Source organism: Actinoplanes sp. NPDC051343 (genome assembly GCF_044455125.1).
GTDB lineage: Bacteria > Actinomycetota > Actinomycetes > Mycobacteriales > Micromonosporaceae > Actinoplanes.
In genome coordinates, this window is the sequence record NZ_JBITEL010000006.1 from 285,923 (window position 1) to 302,603 (window position 16,681).

General features: G+C 70.9%; 17 protein-coding genes. 8 read left to right on the forward strand and 9 right to left on the reverse strand.

The window, feature by feature from the left end; genetic code table 11:
- The first annotated feature begins 143 nt into the window (after positions 1–143).
- Positions 144–1,484 (forward strand): M17 family metallopeptidase, encoded by a 1,341-nt coding sequence (locus ACIA5C_RS21525; protein WP_396057141.1) that lies wholly within the window; start codon positions 144–146, stop codon positions 1,482–1,484.
- A 6-nt stretch (positions 1,485–1,490) separates the two neighbouring features.
- On the opposite strand, the gene ACIA5C_RS21530 is transcribed toward ACIA5C_RS21525, so the two are convergent.
- On the reverse strand, positions 1,491–1,781 hold the full coding sequence (locus ACIA5C_RS21530) for a hypothetical protein (RefSeq protein ID WP_396057143.1): 291 nt from the start codon (positions 1,779–1,781) through the stop codon (positions 1,491–1,493).
- A 43-nt stretch (positions 1,782–1,824) separates the two neighbouring features.
- Positions 1,825–2,556 carry a CPCC family cysteine-rich protein gene (locus tag ACIA5C_RS21535; RefSeq protein WP_396057145.1) on the reverse strand — a complete coding sequence of 244 codons (732 nt, stop codon included), beginning with the start codon at positions 2,554–2,556 and terminating at the stop codon, positions 1,825–1,827.
- 18 nt (positions 2,557–2,574) lie between these two features.
- Between ACIA5C_RS21535 and ACIA5C_RS21540 the strand changes: the two genes are divergently transcribed.
- Positions 2,575–3,108, forward strand: a complete 534-nt coding sequence (locus ACIA5C_RS21540; RefSeq protein WP_396057147.1) for an AAA family ATPase — start codon at positions 2,575–2,577, stop codon at positions 3,106–3,108.
- An 18-nt stretch (positions 3,109–3,126) separates the two neighbouring features.
- Positions 3,127–3,423 (forward strand): hypothetical protein, encoded by a 297-nt coding sequence (locus ACIA5C_RS21545; RefSeq protein WP_396057149.1) that lies wholly within the window; start codon positions 3,127–3,129, stop codon positions 3,421–3,423.
- A gap of 300 nt (positions 3,424–3,723) precedes the next feature.
- Here ACIA5C_RS21545 and ACIA5C_RS21550 read toward each other — a convergent pair whose 3' ends face one another.
- Positions 3,724–4,023: an STAS domain-containing protein gene (locus tag ACIA5C_RS21550; RefSeq protein WP_396057151.1), complete on the reverse strand. Its 300-nt coding sequence runs from the start codon at positions 4,021–4,023 to the stop codon at positions 3,724–3,726.
- Positions 4,020–7,985, reverse strand: a complete 3,966-nt coding sequence (locus ACIA5C_RS21555) for a SpoIIE family protein phosphatase (protein ID WP_396057153.1) — start codon at positions 7,983–7,985, stop codon at positions 4,020–4,022. The genes ACIA5C_RS21550 and ACIA5C_RS21555 overlap by 4 nt, the downstream gene beginning before the upstream one ends.
- A 142-nt stretch (positions 7,986–8,127) precedes the next feature.
- On the opposite strand from ACIA5C_RS21555, the gene ACIA5C_RS21560 reads away from it, so the two are divergent.
- From ACIA5C_RS21560 to ACIA5C_RS21570, 3 genes are all read left to right on the forward strand, one after another.
- Positions 8,128–8,979: an aldo/keto reductase gene (locus ACIA5C_RS21560; RefSeq protein ID WP_396057155.1), complete on the forward strand. Its 852-nt coding sequence runs from the start codon at positions 8,128–8,130 to the stop codon at positions 8,977–8,979.
- A 140-nt stretch (positions 8,980–9,119) separates the two neighbouring features.
- Complete coding sequence (locus ACIA5C_RS21565; RefSeq protein ID WP_396057159.1) at positions 9,120–10,451, forward strand: radical SAM protein; 1,332 nt, start codon at positions 9,120–9,122, stop codon at positions 10,449–10,451.
- A gap of 80 nt (positions 10,452–10,531) precedes the next feature.
- Entirely contained in the window at positions 10,532–11,008 is a 477-nt protein-coding gene (locus tag ACIA5C_RS21570; protein WP_396057161.1) for a universal stress protein, read from the forward strand.
- 76 nt (positions 11,009–11,084) lie between these two features.
- Here ACIA5C_RS21570 and ACIA5C_RS21575 read toward each other — a convergent pair whose 3' ends face one another.
- The 5 genes from ACIA5C_RS21575 to ACIA5C_RS21595 all read right to left on the reverse strand — a co-directional run bounded on the left by ACIA5C_RS21575 (position 11,085) and on the right by ACIA5C_RS21595 (position 14,872).
- Positions 11,085–11,288 carry a hypothetical protein gene (locus tag ACIA5C_RS21575; RefSeq protein ID WP_396057163.1) on the reverse strand — a complete coding sequence of 68 codons (204 nt, stop codon included), beginning with the start codon at positions 11,286–11,288 and terminating at the stop codon, positions 11,085–11,087.
- Positions 11,285–11,902 carry a sigma-70 family RNA polymerase sigma factor gene (locus ACIA5C_RS21580; protein WP_396057165.1) on the reverse strand — a complete coding sequence of 206 codons (618 nt, stop codon included), beginning with the start codon at positions 11,900–11,902 and terminating at the stop codon, positions 11,285–11,287. Before ACIA5C_RS21580 ends, ACIA5C_RS21575 begins: the two co-directional genes overlap by 4 nt.
- A 60-nt stretch (positions 11,903–11,962) precedes the next feature.
- Positions 11,963–13,069, reverse strand: a complete 1,107-nt coding sequence (locus tag ACIA5C_RS21585; protein WP_396057167.1) for a lactonase family protein — start codon at positions 13,067–13,069, stop codon at positions 11,963–11,965.
- A 104-nt stretch (positions 13,070–13,173) separates the two neighbouring features.
- Positions 13,174–13,722 (reverse strand): hypothetical protein, encoded by a 549-nt coding sequence (locus ACIA5C_RS21590; protein WP_396057169.1) that lies wholly within the window; start codon positions 13,720–13,722, stop codon positions 13,174–13,176.
- A 10-nt stretch (positions 13,723–13,732) separates the two neighbouring features.
- Positions 13,733–14,872 carry a zinc-dependent alcohol dehydrogenase gene (locus tag ACIA5C_RS21595; protein ID WP_396057695.1) on the reverse strand — a complete coding sequence of 380 codons (1,140 nt, stop codon included), beginning with the start codon at positions 14,870–14,872 and terminating at the stop codon, positions 13,733–13,735.
- Between the two features lie 148 nt (positions 14,873–15,020).
- Here ACIA5C_RS21595 and ACIA5C_RS21600 point away from each other — a divergent pair, with 148 nt between their 5' ends.
- Both ACIA5C_RS21600 and ACIA5C_RS21605 read left to right on the forward strand, forming a co-directional pair.
- Complete coding sequence (locus ACIA5C_RS21600; RefSeq protein ID WP_396057172.1) at positions 15,021–15,659, forward strand: HD domain-containing protein; 639 nt, start codon at positions 15,021–15,023, stop codon at positions 15,657–15,659.
- A gap of 22 nt (positions 15,660–15,681) precedes the next feature.
- Complete coding sequence (locus tag ACIA5C_RS21605; protein WP_396057174.1) at positions 15,682–16,638, forward strand: GlxA family transcriptional regulator; 957 nt, start codon at positions 15,682–15,684, stop codon at positions 16,636–16,638.
- The last annotated feature ends 43 nt before the right edge of the window (positions 16,639–16,681 follow it).

Genomic DNA, 16,681 nt, shown 5'->3' on the forward strand with positions numbered 1-16,681 from the left:
TGTCTGGCCCTCGCGGTCGTCTCCGGTCCACGCAAGCTAGGTCCCCGTCCTCCCGATCCGGTGTGCGCGGGGCATAGCGGCCGGGCGGCGGTGCGTGCCCGGCGCACGATCTCGTGGCCGGGCGGTCGCACAGACTGCGGGCCATGAGCAGCGGACGGGACCGGGTCGCCGAGATCGAGGCGGCCATCGATGCGGTGGTCAACGGGACGGGCGCGGTGACGGCGGGATCAGCGGCGCGGCGCATCAAGTTCGAGACGACGGTGGCATCGGTCGACGACGGGTGGCTGCCGTTCACCGGTGCGCTCGGGTCGATGGCGGCCGACGGGGCGACACTACGGGTGGGGCTGGGCGACGATCCGACGGTCGAGGACGCGCGGCGGGCGGCCACCGCGGCGAGCGAATTCCTCCCGGACGAGCCGGTTCTGGTGGAGACGCCGGTGTTCGTGGGTGCGGTGGTCGACGGTCTTTCCTCGTTGCGGTCGGGGACTCCTCTTCGCGTACAAAAAGAAAGCCTGGCCGACGCGCAGCGTGGCCGGCTCGCCTCGGATGTCGCCCGACTGGCCCGTCTTCTGGTGAGTGCGCCGGCAAATGTCCTGACGCCGGCGGCCGCGGCCGGATGGGCGCGGCGGATCGCCGCCTCGGCCGGGCTGGAATGTTCGGTGCTCGGGCCGTCGGAAGTGGTTTCCCAGGGTTTCGGGGCGCTCGCGGCGATCGGCGGTGGCTCGGCGAACGGGCCGCATCTGGTCAGCCTCGAGTTCGGCTCGGGCGAACCCGATGTCTGCCTGGTCGGCAAGGGCATCACCTTCGACAGCGGCGGGTTGTCGCTGAAATCGCCGGCCGCCATGCAGTCGATGCGGCTCGACGTCGCCGGGGCGGCCACGGTCCTGGCAGTGATGGCCGGGCTGCGCCGCGCGGGGTGCCCGGTGCCGGTGCGGGCGGTGCTGCCGTTCGCCGAGAACCTGCCCGGGCCGGGAGCGGCCCGCCCGGGTGACGTGGTGACCGCCTGGAACGGCACCGAGATCCAGATCATGGACACCGACTTCGAGGGCCGGGTCGTGCTGGCCGACGCCCTCGCCCTGGCCGCGTCCTTCCGGCCCCGTCTGCTGGTCGATCTGGCGACGCTGACCTATCAGGCGGAAATCGCCCTGGGCCCGTCGATCGCCGCGGTCTTCGGCCGCTCCTCCCCGGCTGTGTCCTCGTTTCTGCAGGCGGGGTCCCGCGCGGGCGAGCCGCTCTGGCCGCTGCCGTACGACGAGCGCTACCTCGACCAGGTCCGCACCCCGTCGGGCGTGCGCAACCATCCGCTGCACGACTCGGGCCGCGCGATCACCGCCGCGCTGTTCCTCGGCTGCTTCGTGCCCCACGACGTCCCGTGGGTGCATTGCGACATGACCGGCCCCGCCTGGTCGGGCGACACCTCGGGCGACAACGCCACCGGCTTCGGGGCACGCACCCTGCTGGAGCTCCTGACACCGGCGTCCTGAACCGTTTCAGTTGAAATGCCGGCCCGGGTGGCCGTCGAACAGGCTGCAGTCCGACGGGCACCAGGTGTACGGGTTGATCTCGGACGCGCTCAGCGTCCACTGGATCCACCACATCCTCGCCTCGACCTGCTGGCCGAGAGCGGCATGCGAGCCCTCGTGACCTCGTTCGAGTTCGCAGCCCAGCTCGGACTGCACGGTCGGCGCCTTGGTCGGCAGCGCGTCGAGGAAGGCCAGCTGGGCCGCGTCGAGCGTGATGCGGGCCGGGCAGATCATCAGATCCTCGGTATCAATCGACATGCGTCCATCATTTCCCGCTCGGCGTCAACTGAACCGGTTTTTCTCAGACCCACTCGACGACGATCGCGCCCGCGATGAAGTAGCCGTCCCCGTCGATCCGCGTCGCCACGTCGAGGTGGACCGACGTCGGGGCGATCCGCAGCGAATGCGCCTCCCAGTACGAGTAGCGGAGATCGCGCAGCCACGCCTCGGTGATCTCCCGCGCGACCAGGTGCGGCGACGCCGACCGCTCGGCCAGGCAGCGGGCCGTCAGCTGGCGCACCGGGTCGGGACCGCTGGACACCGTCACCGTCCGGATCGACGAGCACCGCCACAGATAGTGGTCGAAATCCATCGCCATGCCCGACAGGTTGTCGGGGTCGGCCGGCGGCGCCACGGCGGCGACGGCCCGCACCGCGTCGGCGAACCCCGCGTTCGGCTCGTCGAACTCCAGCACACCGGCCGGCGCCGCCTCCTCCCACCACGCCGTACCGGCGCGGCGCCGCCACCAGTAGAGGACGGTCCGGTCCTCCGGCCAGAGCGCCAGCTGGCCGCCGCGCGGCTCGAACCGGTCCCGGTGCGGGTCGATGGGCCGCCAGAACGGGTCCCGGTCGAAGTCGGCGCTCGCCGGCGCCTCCTTCTGGGCTTCTATGAGAGAAGACCGGTTGGCGCCGGACCGATAGGGCCAGCGGAGCTGATAGACGTCGTCCTCCCAGCCGCAGACGGGACAGATCTCGTGCGAGCCCGGCGGCTCCGATATGGTCCGATAGCCGCAGCAGACGCAGGCGAACTCCATGACAGGCAGCGTTCCATCATGCGGAGATACGTCCTCACCGGCACCCCGGGCTCGGGAAAGACGGCTCTTCTGCGCCGTCTCGAAATCGACGGCTACGCCGTGGTTGAGGAAGCCGCGACGGACGTCATCGCGCTGCGGCAGGCGTACGGAATCGACGAGCCCTGGCGGGATCCGGTCTTCCTCGACCGCATCGTCGACCTGCAGCGCCGCCGGCAACTCGCCGTCGATCGCGACGTCGCCCTTTTCGACCGCTCGCCGGTCTGCACCTTGGCGCTGAGCCGCCATCTGGGCATTTCCGCCTCGACCGGCCTGCGCGCCGAAATCGATCGGATTCTCGCCGAGCGCATCTACGAGCCGACGGTGTTCTTCGTTCGCCACCAAGGCTTTGTCCGGCCCACCGCGGCGCGCCGCATCAGCTTCGAGGAATCGCTCTCCTTCGAACGGATCCACGAAACGACCTACCTCGAGCTCGGCTTCACGCTCGTCGAGGTGCCCGCCGCCCCGCTCGAGGTCCGCGCGGAAGTCATCCGCAAAACTGTCGGACCGCGGTGACAAGCCATACTGGCGCCCATGACAAACGCGCTGCGCTCGCTGCGGTGGACGACCGGCTTCGCCCTGGCCCTCTTCGGGATCCTCCCGATGGTGATGGTGGCGCTGCTGGTCTCGCAGGGTAAAACCCCCGGCCAGGTGGGTCTCCTGCTCATCGGCGGCATTCCGCTGGTTGCCGGGGCGCTGTTCATTGCCGTACGCGGCATGTTCGACCCGGACGCCGAGCGGGCCGCCCGCCGGCTGCACCTCAGCATGGCCCTGGTCGCCGTGGCCGACGTCCTGGTGCTGGGCGGCAACGCCCTGATCCGGATGGGCTGATCCCGGCTGCGTCTGCTACGCGAGATCACGGTGTTTCCCGATGTGGCCAACCTGCCGCTGCGGCCGGCCACGATGCTCGCCCGCGCGTCGTCGTCGCTGGCCCGGGTCTCGGGTGGGCGGTTCGCGCTCGGGTTGGGGCGGGCGGCAATTGGGACGCGATCGCCACCACGGGGGTGCCGCGGTTGACCAGCGCCGAGGCGCTCGAGGTTCGTGTTCTGGCCCGAGAAGACCGACGACGACCAGATCCGTCGCTTCGGCGAAGAGGTGGCCCCGGCGATCAGGGCCGCGGGAAGCGCCGGCTCAAGCCCCGTCCGCTGACCGGATGGTGGTGACGTCGGCCAGGCCGGCGATCGTCAGCAGCGGGCCGAGGAGCGGACCGGCCACCAGGTGTACGTGGTCGACGTGCGGGAACAGCGCGGCCAGTCCGGCGCTGTCGAGGTATTCGACCTCGGTCAGGTCGAGCACGAACCGGTCCGCGCCCCGGCCGGCCTCCTCCAGGGCGGCCGCGAACTCGGCCGCGTTGCTCATGTCGATCTCGCCCGCCGCGGCGACCACGAGAGCGCCCTCGGAGCTGCGGGTGGTGAAGGTCAACGTACTCATCGGGGAATCCTCGCCTGCAGGCCGACGACGGTGCCGGCGGCGCCCGTCGAGACGGTTACCTCGGTCATCAGCGCACGCATCAGGGCGAGCCCGCGACCCCGGTGCGGGTTGGCGCCCGGCTCGGGTGTCTTCCAGCGGCCGCCGTCGGTCACGGTCAGGTGCAGATGGGCGGCGGTGACCGCCGCCCTCAGGTGGATCAGTCCGCCGGCCTGGAAGCGGTGGCCGTGCTCGATCGCGTTGGCGCAGGCCTCGCCGGCCGCGACCAGCACGTTCTGCGTGGTCGTGGTGTCGATGCCGCACCGGGCGAGCCAGGTGCGCAGCGCCGAGCGTACGGGGGAGAGCCGCGCCGCCTCGGCCGGGAACTCGATCTCGAGGGGCCCGGGGTGCCGGTAGAGCAGGAGCGCGACGTCGTCGTCGAAGCCGGTGTCCGGGGCCATGTCCGTCATGACGCCGCTGGCCAGGTCTTCCAGGTCGGTGGCGCGTCCCTCCTGGACGACCGCCGCGACCCGGTCGATGCCCGCGGTCAGCGGCTGGCGGCGACGCTCGATCAGCCCGTCGGTGTACAGCAGCAGCGTGGCCCGCGCCGGCACGACGTAGCGCGCCTCCGGGCGTACGGAATCGAACCGGACCCCCAACGGCCTCGCCCGGCCCTGGTCGAGCAGGTCCGTCGTGCCGTCGGGGTGGATGACGACGGCCGGCGGATGCCCGGCGCTGGAGTAGGCGAGGTCGCCGGTCGCCGGGTCGAGCACGCCGCAGAAGACGGTCGCGCACATCGCGCCCGGCAGCTGGGCGGCGAAGCGGTCGAGCGCGGTCAGCGTCTGCGCCGGATCGGTGTTCTGCAGCAGCAGCGCGCGGCACGCGCTGCGCAGCTGGCCCATCACCGTCGCCGCCTGCAGGCCGTGCCCGACGCAGTCGCCGACGACGATGCCGATGTGCCCGTCGGCGAGGGCGACCGTGTCGTACCAGTCGCCGCCGACCTTGAGGGGGCGGGTCGCGGGGGCGTAGCGGACGGCGAAACCGGGCGGCAGCTGGGCCGGCCCGAGGATGGCCCGTTGGAGTTCCAGCGCGGTCTCCCGCTGCTGATCCATCTGGTGCACCCGGTGCAGGCCCTGTCCGATGTGGCCGCCGAGCAGCGCGAGCAGCGTCTGGTCCTGTTCGGTGAACGGCCGGTTCTCCGCCAGCTCGATCCAGATGGCCATCGTGCCGTCCGGGTGTTCCAGCGTCACACCCGCACCGCCGGTGTGTTCGGCGATGGGCGTGAGCAGCGGTTTGTCGCGCAACCAGGCGAGGTCTTCGCCGCGTGCCGCCGGGTCGGTCGTGGTCACCGTCGGCTGGGAATCACTCTCGAACACGGCCGCGGAGACCCGCGTCGCCCGCCACTGTTCCTGCAGCACCTGCACGACACTCTCCATCGCGGCGGTCAGGGTTTCCGCCTGGGAGAGACGCACGCTGAGCGCGGCGAGCGCGCTTTCCCGCTGTACGGCGTAGTGCTCGGCGGTCACGTCCCGGAACGTGCCGACGGTGACCCGGCGTCCGGTGTCCGGGTCGTCGACCTGGCTGTAGGCGGCTGCCACCCACAGCCGGTGCCCGTCGCGGTGCTGGACCGGGATCGTGTAGCCGCCGCGGGCCTGTTCCATCAGCGTCGCGAACGCGTCCGCCACCTGCTGCCGGCCTTCGGTGTCGGCCGGCCACCACGGGTGGGCCGCCGGGTAGGGGAGACCTTCCGGGCCGAAGCCGAGGATGTCGGTGAAGGTCGAGTTGATCTCGATGACCGCGCCGTCCTCGTCGCAGACGAAGAACGCCTCCTGCAGCGAGTCGATCAGCGCGGTGCGCCAGCGGGCGTGGTGGTTGCGCAGGCGGGCCAGTTCCACGTTGGCCCGCACCCGGGCCAGCAGTTCGGCCGAGGAGAACGGCTTGACCAGGTAGTCGTCGGCGCCCGCCTCCAGGCCCTCGATCGACGCCTCCTGACCGGCCCGGGCCGACAGCAGCAGCACCGGCGTGCTCGCCGTCCGGGGGTCGGCCCGCAGGGCGGCGACCAGTTCGAGGCCGTCCATGCCGGGCATCATGACGTCGCTGATGACGAGTTCGGGCGTCCGGGCGCGGGCCGCCTCGAGCGCGGTGCGGCCGTTGCCGACCGCCTCGACGCGGTGGCCGGCCGAGCGCAGCAGCCGCGTCAGATAGTCGCGCATGTCCGCGTTGTCGTCGGCGACCAGGATCCCGGCCCCCTTGTCGGTCGGTGGGTCCGCCGGCTCGTCGGGGATCCAGCGCAGCGCCTCCTCGACGTAGGGGTTGGACGTCGCCGGGGCCGCGCCGGTCGGCTCGGTCAGCGCGTCGGCGGGCAGATGGCCGGCACCGAACGGGAGGTGGATGACGAAGGTCGTGCCCTCGCCGACCGCGCTCTGCGCGGTGATCTCGCCGCCGTGCAGTTCGACCAGTTCCTTGACTAGGGCGAGCCCGATGCCGCTGCCCTCGTTGGAGCGTGACCTCGCGTTCTCGATGCGGTGGAAGCGTTCGAACAGCCGGGGCATCTCGTGCACGGGCACGCCGATGCCGGTGTCGGCCACGCTGATGACCGCCTGGTCACCCTCTTCCCGTACGCGGACGGCGACGTGCCCGGTGAAGGTGAACTTGAAGGCGTTGGACACCAGGTTGAGGACGACCTTCTCCCACATGGCGCGGTCCACGTAGACCGGGTGGGTCAGGGGCGGGCAGTCGACGTCGAACGTCAGCCCGGCCCGCTCGATCGCCGACCGGAACACGCTGGCCAGTTCGCTGGTGGTGGCGGCCAGGTCGACCGGCTCGTAGCGGGCCTGCATGCGGCCGGCCTCGATGCGCGAGAAGTCGAGCAGTGTGGTGACCAGCTTGCCCAGGCGCAGCCCGTTGCGGTGGATGACGTCCAGCTCCGGCTGGTCCATCCGGGCCCGCAGCTCCTCCAGCGGCCCCATGATCAGGGTGAGCGGGGTGCGGAACTCGTGGCTGATGTTGGAGAAGAAGGCCGTCTTGGCCCGGTCGAGCTCGGCCAGCTCCTCGGCCCGGCGGCGCTGCGCCTCGTAGCCGCGGGCACTGGCGATGCCGCCGGCGACGTGCCGGGCGGCCAGTTCGAGGAAGCCGCGGTAGTTGTCGTCGAGGGCGCGGTAACGGTTGAGCCCGCAGATCATGTATCCGTACGGCGTGCCGCCCTGCCGCAGCAGCGGCACCGAGAGGGCCTGGACCGGCGGTTCCGACCAGTCGCCGGTCGGCAGGCTGGCGTCGTCGAGGTCGACCAGGCCTTCGGCCGGCCAGTTCTTCAGCGGGGGTTCGGCGATGCCGGTCGAGCCGGCCAGCCGCACGCCGTCGCCCTCGAACAGGTAGGTCAGCGAGAACGGCAGGTCTCGGCGGTTGCGGCTGAGCTGGGCACTGGCGAAGGCCAGCATCTCGTGCTCGGTGCGGATCGCGCTCGGGTCGGAGCCCAGGTCGCGCAGCGTCGCCATGCGACGCTCGCCGAGTACCCGCTCGGTCTCCTCGCTGACCACGCAGAGCATCCCGACCAGCGCGCCGTCGTCGTCGCGCAGCGGGCTGTAGGAGAACGTGTGGTAAGTCTCCTCGGTGTAGCCCGAGCGTTCCAGGAAGAGCAGCAGGCCCTCGTCCCAGGTCGCCTCGCCGGTCGAGAGCACGGTGTCGATGCGGGGGCCGATGTCGTCCCAGATCTCGGCCCACACCTCGCGCGCCGACCGGCCCAGCGCCCACGGATATTTGCTGCCCAGCGTGTCGCGGCGGTAGGCGGCGTTGCAGAAGAAGGTCAGCTCGGGGCCCCACGCCATCCACATCGGGAACCGCGAGGACAGCAGGATGCTGACCGCCGTGCGCAAGCTCTGAGGCCAGCCAGTGGGCGGTCCGAGGGGTGTTTTGTCCCAGTCGACGGTCGCCAGGTCACGGCCGACGGTGCCGCCGCCGGCGAACACGTCCGTGGGTTGCTCGATCATCGTCCTTTTCCTTGCCCAACCGGCTCGTAGCCTACGCAACCTTTTCACGTCGGTTGCGGTGGCCCGGCTCGCCGGGCCGGTTCCCCGAATTGGGCGTAGCTTTCTTTGCGGAAGCAAAGACGAGCGTTGAGGAGTCGGAACCTTGAGCACACCTAACGCCGCAGCGGCCGGCACCATCGACCTGGGCGGCGACCTCACGGTCAACCGCCTGGGTTACGGCGCGATGCGGATCACCGGCGACGGCATCTGGGGTGACCCGAAGAGCCGCGACGTGGCCAAGGACGTGCTGCGCCGGGCCATCGAGACCGGGGTCAACTTCATCGACACCGCCGACTCGTACGGCCCGCACGTCAGCGAGATCCTGATCGCCGAGGCGCTGCACCCCTACCCGGAAGACCTGGTCATCGCCACCAAGGGCGGCCTGGTCCGGCCCGGACCCAACAACTGGCAGCCGGACGGCCGGCCCGAGCACCTGCGCGAGGCGCTCGAGGGCAGCCTGCGCCACCTGAGGGTGGACCGGATCGACCTCTACCAGTTCCACCGGCCCGACCCCAAGGTCCCGCTGGAGGACTCGATCGGCGCGCTGGTCGAGCTGAAGGCGCAGGGCAAGATTCGTCACATCGGCGTCTCCAACTTCAACGAGGAGCAGCTGCGCGCGGCCCAGCGCCTCACGCCGATCGTGTCGATTCAGAACCGCTACAACGTCGACGACCGCAATTCGGAGTCGCTGGTCGACCTGTGCGAGCAGGAGAGCCTGGTCTTCCTGCCGTGGGCACCGATCCAGAACCACGAGGACAACAAGGCGGTCCAGGAAGCGGCCGGCAAGTACGGCGCGACGCCCCACCAGATCGTGCTGGCCTGGCTGCTGGCCCGCTCGCCGTCGATCCTCCCGATCCCGGGCACCGGCTCGGTCGGCCACCTCGACGAGAACGTCGCGGCCGCCGACATCAAGCTGACCCCGGCCGAGGTCGCCGCGATCAGCGGTCTCGCCTGACCGTCGGTTCCCGCGGACAGCTCAGCCCGGGCTCCGGCCCGGGCTGAGCTGTCGCCAAGGTCTCCCTCCGCCGGGTCGGTGACGGCCCGGTGATGTGATGACATGGAATGAACGCACCGCAACCCGCTGGAGGACCACCCATGACGTCGCGTACCGATCTCGTCGAGGACCTGATGGGTCGCTTTCCGCACGTCCCCCGGGAAGCGGTCATCAAGGAGGACCTGCTCCGCGGCGGCATGGCGTTCGACGACTCGGCGCTGACCGACAACGAGAACGGCGACGTCAAGCCGAAGTCGTACTTCATCTTCTCGTTCGACCACCGCACGCTGCCCGAGCTGGGCGAGGCGGCGCTGCGGCGGCCGCCGGAAGAGATCGTGCTGCTCGGCGGGCCCTACGATCTGCGCCGCACGGTGGTCTCCGTGCGCATCAACCCGGAATCGCCCTACCGGGTCAAGGCGGACGCCGACGGCCGGCTGATGCTGCACCTCGACGACCGGCCGATCGCCGAGGTCGGGCTGCCCCCGATGCCCGACTACTACCGGCACACGCTGGCCAACGGCAAGCAGGTCATGGAGGTCGCGCCCACGATCCAGTGGGGCTACCTGGTCTATCTGACGGCATACCGGGTCTGTCAGTACTTCGGCGCTCAGGAGGAATGCCAGTACTGCGACATCAACCACAACTTCCGTCAGCACAAGGCGGCCGGGCGGCCCTACACCGGGGTGAAGCCGGTCGAGGAGATTCTCGAGGCGCTCGAGATCATCAACAAGTACGACACCGCGCGCACGTCGACGGCGTACACGCTGACCGGTGGCAGCATCACCCGGCAGGTCGCCGGGCTGGCCGAGGCCGACTTCTACGGCCGCTACGCAAGTGCGATCGAGGAGCGCTTCCCGGGCCGGTGGATCGGCAAGGTCGTCGCCCAGGCGCTGCCCCGGGCCGACGTGCAGCGGTTCAAGGACTACGGCATCCAGATCTACCACCCCAACTACGAGGTGTGGGACAAGCGCCTGTTCGAGCTCTACTGCCCGGGCAAGGAGCGCTACGTGGGCCGGTCCGAGTGGCATCGGCGCATCCTGGAGTCGGCCGAGGTCTTCGGCCCGCGCAACGTCATCCCCAATTTCGTGGCCGGGGTCGAGATGGCCGAGCCGTTCGGCTTCACCACGGTCGACGAGGCGATCGACTCGACCACCGAGGGCCTTCAGTACTTCATGTCCCGCGGCATCACGCCCCGCTTCACGACCTGGTGCCCCGAGCCGACCACCCCGCTCGGCAAGACCAACCCGCACGGTGCGCCGCTGGTATACCACATCCGGCTGCTCGAGGCGTACCGCGCGACGATGGAGGCCAACGGCCTCTCGAGCCCGCCGGGGTACGGCCCGGCCGGCGCCGGCCGGGCGGTCTTCTCGGTCAGCTCGTTCATGGACAGCCTGCCCGCCGAGGAAGGCGAGCCGGTTTCCGCACAAGCCTGACCAGATTTCTCACAACACTCGCTCAGTAACGTGCGTCACAGTAGCCTGGCGGCGTACGACAAGCTGGGCGGGAGATGACCATGGGCGACGACGAGCGGCTGTCACCGGCTTCCGAGATCTGCCGGGACGGGCCGCGGGCGATCGTCGTCGGCGTGGACGGCTCGATCTCGTCGATGCGGGCGGCGGCCTACGCCGCCGGCATGGCCCGGCGGCAGAGCTGCCGGCTCGTCGCCGTGTTCGTACGCTCGCTGCCCGCCGTGCTGCTGCCGATGGCCGACACCAGCGGCAGCGCGGCCGCGACCGTCGTCCAGGCCCACGACGCGGTCGAGCAGGAGCTTCGCGATGCGATCGCCGAGCGCAGCCCCGCGCTCAACCTCGACGTGCACCTGGTGGTCCGCACCGGCGAGCCGTACACCGAACTGATCGACGTGGCCCAGCAGGTCCAGGCCGACGCGGTGATCGTCGGCCGCTCGACGAAGATGCTGCACCGCATCGCCGGCTCGCTCGCCATCAAGCTGGTGCGCGCCGGCCGCTGGCCGGTCACCGTCGTGCCCTGACCCGGTTGGTGCCGCGCCGCGCCGCACTGCGCCGCACTGCACTGCACTGCGCCGCGGCCGGGGCGGCGCTCGCCGCTCACCCCCTGATCAAAGCGAGCAGGCCCTCGAAGTCGGTCGAGCAGGGGCCGCAGGCACGCAGGTGGGCCTCGATCCCCGGGTAGCGCTCCTTCGCCGAGGCCGGGTCGGTGGCGTGCAGGTCGGCGTACCGGTGGAGCAGCTCCATCGCCTCGCCGCAGCCGACGTCGAGGGGGTCGGTGCGGAGGAAGTCGTCGAGGTTCATCGGTCCTCCTGCAGGTGGCCCTTGGCGACGAGCGCGGTCCGCAGCTTGCGGCGGGCGTCGAACAGGGTCTTGTAGACGGCATTGCGGTTGGTCGCGAGCTCGACACAGAGCGTGTCGAGCGGCACGCCGTCGAGGACGATTGCCCGGAAGATGCGCCGCTGATGCTCGGTCAGGTCAGTCTCGACCGAATGCCGGAAGACCGCCAGCAGCTCGCGCCACTCGGCTTCCCGGTCGGGCCGGAAGCCGAAACGCTCGGGCAGCCGCTCCCAGTCCGACTCGTCCAGGGGGAGCGTCGGCTGCCGGGTCCAGAAATGGCGGCCGATCTTGGAGGACACCTCGAAGACCACGAACTTGTAGGCCCACGTCGTGAACCGGCTGTCGCCGCGGAAGGTGGTCAGCTTGGCCAGCACGGCCAGCATGGCGTCGGCGGCGGCCTGGTGGGCGAGGTCGTCGACCTCGGTACCGGCGAGCCTCAGCCGGGCGGCGCGCCGGTTGGTCTCGGCCCGGGCGGCCCGCAGCAGCAGGTCGTGGAGCCGGGCGTGCGCGCCGTCGCGAGCGGCGCCTTCGGCACCCAGCTCGGCAACCCACTGGGCGGACGCTTCGTCGAAAGGCACGCCGACAACAGTACGGGCGAAGGTCCGGCCCGCCCCGCACGAGCCGGACCTCCTGAAGGGTCAGTAGGCCGCGATGCCCTCGGCGTTGGCGCCGCCCGGGATCGCGACCGAGCGGACGGAGGTGAGCTTGCCGTCGGGACCGGTGCGGAACTGTTCGATCGCGTCGACACCCCCGCCCGTCTCCGCGTACAGCTGGGAGCCGTCGGCCGATGCGGCCGCATCGATCGTCCCCGCCCCGGCCGTGCTGGTCGTGCCCAGGTTCTGCAGCGAGCCGTCGGCTCCCGTGCGGAACGCGGTGATCGTGGCGCTGCCCGCGTTGGACAGGTAGAACGTGCCGTTGACGCCGATCACCCAGCAGGTCGCCGTGCCGCCGGTGGCGGACGAGGAGAGCGGGTGAAGCACGTTGCCGTGCACCGAGAACGTGGCCGCCGCGTTCGGACCGGCCTCGGCGACCACGGCGTGCCCCCACCGGTCGAAGGTCAGGGCGAACGGGACGGCGTCCGGCTCGGCGTTGTGGACCGGCCGGGCCGACGGGCCGCCGGTGGCGTCGACCCCGAACGCCAGGATCTCGCTGGTGTTGCCCTTGGTGGTGACCAGCAGATGCCGGCCGTCGGGGGTGAACGCGACCTGCCCCGGCGAGTGCGTGAACTCGGGGGTGGCGGCCGGGTCGAGCCCGAGGGCGCGGTGCCACGACGGCACGCGGACCAGGTGCGACCCGATGCGCCGGAAGCCCTGGATCGAGCCGCCGTCGCGGGCGTTGAGCACGTAGACCAGGTCGCCGTGCACGGCCACGCCGGTCGGGAAGGCGCCGCCGCTGCCGATCACCTGCAGCCGGGAGAGCCGGCTGCCGTGCACGCCGAAGACGGTGACGGTGTCGCTGCCGGCGTTCACGGCGTACAGGAGGCCGTGGGCGCGGTCGAGGGTCAGCGAGCCCTGCGACGCCAGCGGGTCGGCTGCCGCGCCGGCCTCGATGCCGCCGAGGCCCCCGGTCGGGTACGTGCCGGTGTGGTGCAGCTCGCCGTCGTACGCCACGATCGCGTTGCCGTCGAGCCCGTTGGCCTGCACGAAGACCGCCCCGCCGGGGTGGGCTCGGGCCGGGCCGGCCAGGCTCGCGGTGGCCGCGGCTACCGCCCCGGCGATGGCCGCGGCGCGGGTGGAGTTACGCATGTCCTGCTCCCTTGGTGTGTTGGTCGGACGCGTGGTTGGCGTCCGGCCCACCGCGGGCTCTTACCGTGCGTAAGCGGCTTGTAAGGAGATCGGTGACCGCCGCCTCAGCGGGTCAGGCGGCGGATGACCGCGTAGGTGACGGCGGCGCCGAGCAGCCACGGCGCGGCCACCACGAACGGATCGAGCGCCTGATGACCCCGGTCGGTCCGATGTGGTCCCCGCTTGCCGTCCCGTTCGGCCTTGATCCCGGTCTCCGCGATCAGGCGGTCCGGGCGGCCCTCCCCGATCGAGCGCAGCCGGCTCTCGAAGACGTCCACCCGGTCCGCCCCGAGCAGCAGCAGCCAGTGTGCGGCGCGGCCCTCGCTGTACCGCGCGTACGCGAATTGCCGGATCTTCCCGGAGAGCCCGCGCGGCGGACACGAAGTTCCGAAGACCGGCGTCAGGAACTTGTGCTCGATCGAGCGCTCCCGCGGCCGGCGCTCCGGTTGCCGCTCCGGGAACTCCCAGTGCGCCCCGGTGGCCGACAGGTCGAACACCTCCTGGGGCACCGCGGGCCGGTCCTTCGGGTCGAGGTCGGCGCCCCATCCCGGGATGCGGGCGCGCAACTCGTCGTTCGTCTCGGGCAGCTTCGGTTTGTCCGGCGTATAGGCCATGGTGTGCTCCTCACGCGGCGTTCGGGACGATGATCGGCTTGATGCAGCCGTCGAGCTTGGCGGAGAACAGGTGGTACGCCTCGCTGATGTGCTCGAGCGGGATGCGGTGGGTGACGATGTCGCTGGGCTTGAGATAACCGGCCTTGACGTGCTCGAACAGCCGCGGCCACTGGCGTTTGACCGGGCACTGGTTCATCCGCAGGGTGAGGCCCTTGTTCATGGCGTCGCCGAACTTGACCGCGCTGAACATCGGCCCGTAGGCGCCCATCACCGAGATCGTGCCGCCCTTGCGTACCGAGTCGATGGCCCAGTTCAGCGCGACCGGTGAGCCGCCCTGCAACTTCAGCTTGGCCGCGGTGACGTGCTGGATCAGGTTGCCGTCGGCCTCGGCGCCGACCGCGTCGATCGCCACGTCGGCGCCCAGGAAGTCGGTGATCTTCTTCATGTGCACGACGATGTCGTCGTGGTCGGTGAAGTTGATCGTCTCGGCGTGGGCGAACTCGGCCGCCTTGGCCAGCCGGTAGTCGAGGTGGTCGATGACGATGACCCGGCCGGCGCCCATCAGCCAGGCCGACTTCGCGGCGTACAGGCCGACCGGGCCGGCGCCGAAGACCACCACCACGTCGCCCTCGTGGATGTCGCCCAGCTGGGCGCCGAAATAGCCGGTCGCCAGGGCGTCGGTCAGCATGACGGCGTCGTCCTCGTCCAGCCAGTCCGGCATGAGGGCGGGCCCGACGTCGGCGAACGGCACCCGTACGTACTCGGCCTGGCCGCCGTCGTAGCCGCCGGTGGTGTGCGAATAGCCGTAGATGCCGCCGACCGCGGTGGCGTTCGGGTTGACGTTGTGGCAGTTCGCGTACATCCCGCGGGCGCAGTAGAAGCACGTGCCGCAGAAGATGTTGAACGGCACCATGACCCGGTCGCCGGGCCGCAGGTGCTCGACCGACGGTCCGACCTCGTCGACCACGCCGACGAACTCGTGCCCGAACGTCATGCCGACCCGGGTGTCCGGCATCAGCCCGTGGTAAAGGTGAAGGTCCGACCCGCAGATGGCGGCCCGGGTCACCCGGACGATCGCGTCGTTGGGATGCTCGATCACCGGACGGTCCTTCTCCTCGACCCGTACGCGGTAGGGGCCGCGATAGACCATGGCCTGCACTTCACACCTCCAGGAAACGCCTTGTTCTGGCAGAAAGCTGGCTACCCGCCGCCGAGCGGGACAAACGAAGTCCCGATCCGTGCGATTCCTGGCCGTTCCGGCGGGGCCGCGACCGGCCGGAATGCCCAGGCTGGAGGGCATGACCGAGACAATCGCCGGCATCGCCATCCCGGACACCAAGCTGGCGCGAGAGGCCACCGACCTGGTTCAGGAGGCCGCCGACCGGGTGCTCTACCACCACTCCCGCCGCGTCTACCTGTTCGGCCGCCTCAAGGCCCGCCACCGGGGCCTTGCGGTCGACCCCGAGCTGGCCTACGTCGGCGCGATGTTCCACGACCTCGGCCTGACCGAGCGCTACGGCCGGACCGATCAACGCTTCGAGATCGACGGCGCCGACCTGGCCCGGGAGTTCCTCCTCGACCACGGGCGCACCCCGGCCGAGGCGCGCGCGGTCTGGCTGGCTATCGCCCTGCACACCACCCCGGGCGTCGTCGAGCACCTGGAACCGGAGGTCGCCGTGGTGACGCTCGGCGTCGAGAGCGACGTTCTCGGTTTCGGCCTCGACGAGATCACCCCGGAAGACCGGGCGGCCGTGGTCGCCGCGCACGAGCGTCCCGGCTTCAAGGAGAACATCCTCCGTCGCTTCGCCGACGGCATGAAGGACCGCCCGGACACCACGTTCGGCACCATGAACGACGACGTGCTGGCCCACTTCGTGCCCGGTTTCACCCGGTCTGACTTCGTCGAGATAATCCGGGGTAGCGTTTGGCCTGACTGACCGTTTCTCCGGGGGGTGACGCGTGCCGAACCGGGTCACCGCCCTGGTCTTCGACGGCATGAAGATGCTCGACCTGGCCGGCCCGTTCGAGGTGTTCGCCGAGGCGGCCAAGTTCGGCGCCCGCTACGAGCTCGACGTGCGCTCGGCCGACGGCCGCCCGGTCCGGTCCTCGACCGGCATCCCGGTCCCGGTCGACGGCCCGGTCTCGGCGGCCACCGAGGTCGGGACCGCCCTGATCGTCGGCGGCGACGCCGTGCCGACCACGCCGGTCAGCCCCTTGCTCATCGCAGCGGCGGCGGCGCTGTCCGGTCAGGCCGACCGCACCGCCTCGATCTGCACGGGAGCCTTCATCCTGGCGGCCGCGGGCCTGCTCGACGGGCGGCGCGCCACCACGCATTGGCAGCACGCCCGGCTGCTCGCCGCCGCCTACCCGCGGGTGCGGGTCGAACCCGACGCCATCTACGTGCAGGACGGCACGATCTTCACCTCGGCGGGCGTGTCCGCCGGCATCGACCTGGCGCTGGCGCTGGTCGAGCGCGACCACGGCGAGGAACTCGCCCGGTCGGTCGCCCAGTCGCTCGTGGTGTTCCTGCAGCGGCCGGGCGGCCAGTCCCAGTTCTCGCCGTCGCTGGCCCTGCCCCGGCCGGGCGTGCCGGTGTTGCGGCAGATCACCGACGCGGTGGTCGCCGATCCGGCCGCCGACCACTCGGTGACCGCGATGGCGACCCGGGCCCACGTCAGCCCGCGCCACCTGTCCCGGCTCTTCCGGACCGAGCTCGGCAGCACCCCCGCCAAATACGTGGAAAGCGTGCGGGTCGACGCCGCCATGCGCCTGCTGCACCTGGGGGAGTCGGTCACCGCCTGCGCCCAGCGGGTCGGCGTGGGCAGCCCGGAGACGCTGCGACGGATGTTCCTGGCGCGGATCGGCGTCTCGCCCCGCGCCTATCAGCAGAGATTTCGTGCCGCCCGACCTGGTTGACAAGCTTCGATCGAAGCGATGGGGTGATCTCGATGTCCTTCTA

Excerpts from the sequence above, each read along its gene's own strand:
- ACIA5C_RS21585 (WP_396057167.1), bottom strand. The coding sequence starts at position 13,069 with ATGCGTAACTCCACCCGCGCCGCGGCCATCGCCGGGGCGGTAGCCGCG.
- ACIA5C_RS21530 (WP_396057143.1), bottom strand. The coding sequence starts at position 1,781 with ATGTCGATTGATACCGAGGATCTGATGATCTGCCCGGCCCGCATCACG.
- ACIA5C_RS21570 (WP_396057161.1), top strand. The coding sequence starts at position 10,532 with ATGGGCGACGACGAGCGGCTGTCACCGGCTTCCGAGATCTGCCGGGAC.
- ACIA5C_RS21545 (WP_396057149.1), top strand. The coding sequence starts at position 3,127 with ATGACAAACGCGCTGCGCTCGCTGCGGTGGACGACCGGCTTCGCCCTG.
- ACIA5C_RS21565 (WP_396057159.1), top strand. The coding sequence starts at position 9,120 with ATGACGTCGCGTACCGATCTCGTCGAGGACCTGATGGGTCGCTTTCCG.
- ACIA5C_RS21550 (WP_396057151.1), bottom strand. The coding sequence starts at position 4,023 with ATGAGTACGTTGACCTTCACCACCCGCAGCTCCGAGGGCGCTCTCGTG.
- ACIA5C_RS21575 (WP_396057163.1), bottom strand. The coding sequence starts at position 11,288 with ATGAACCTCGACGACTTCCTCCGCACCGACCCCCTCGACGTCGGCTGC.
- ACIA5C_RS21555 (WP_396057153.1), bottom strand. The coding sequence starts at position 7,985 with ATGATCGAGCAACCCACGGACGTGTTCGCCGGCGGCGGCACCGTCGGC.
- ACIA5C_RS21525 (WP_396057141.1), top strand. The coding sequence starts at position 144 with ATGAGCAGCGGACGGGACCGGGTCGCCGAGATCGAGGCGGCCATCGAT.
- ACIA5C_RS21600 (WP_396057172.1), top strand. The coding sequence starts at position 15,021 with ATGACCGAGACAATCGCCGGCATCGCCATCCCGGACACCAAGCTGGCG.
- ACIA5C_RS21590 (WP_396057169.1), bottom strand. The coding sequence starts at position 13,722 with ATGGCCTATACGCCGGACAAACCGAAGCTGCCCGAGACGAACGACGAG.
- ACIA5C_RS21595 (WP_396057695.1), bottom strand. The coding sequence starts at position 14,872 with ATGGTCTATCGCGGCCCCTACCGCGTACGGGTCGAGGAGAAGGACCGT.
- ACIA5C_RS21540 (WP_396057147.1), top strand. The coding sequence starts at position 2,575 with ATGCGGAGATACGTCCTCACCGGCACCCCGGGCTCGGGAAAGACGGCT.
- ACIA5C_RS21535 (WP_396057145.1), bottom strand. The coding sequence starts at position 2,556 with ATGGAGTTCGCCTGCGTCTGCTGCGGCTATCGGACCATATCGGAGCCG.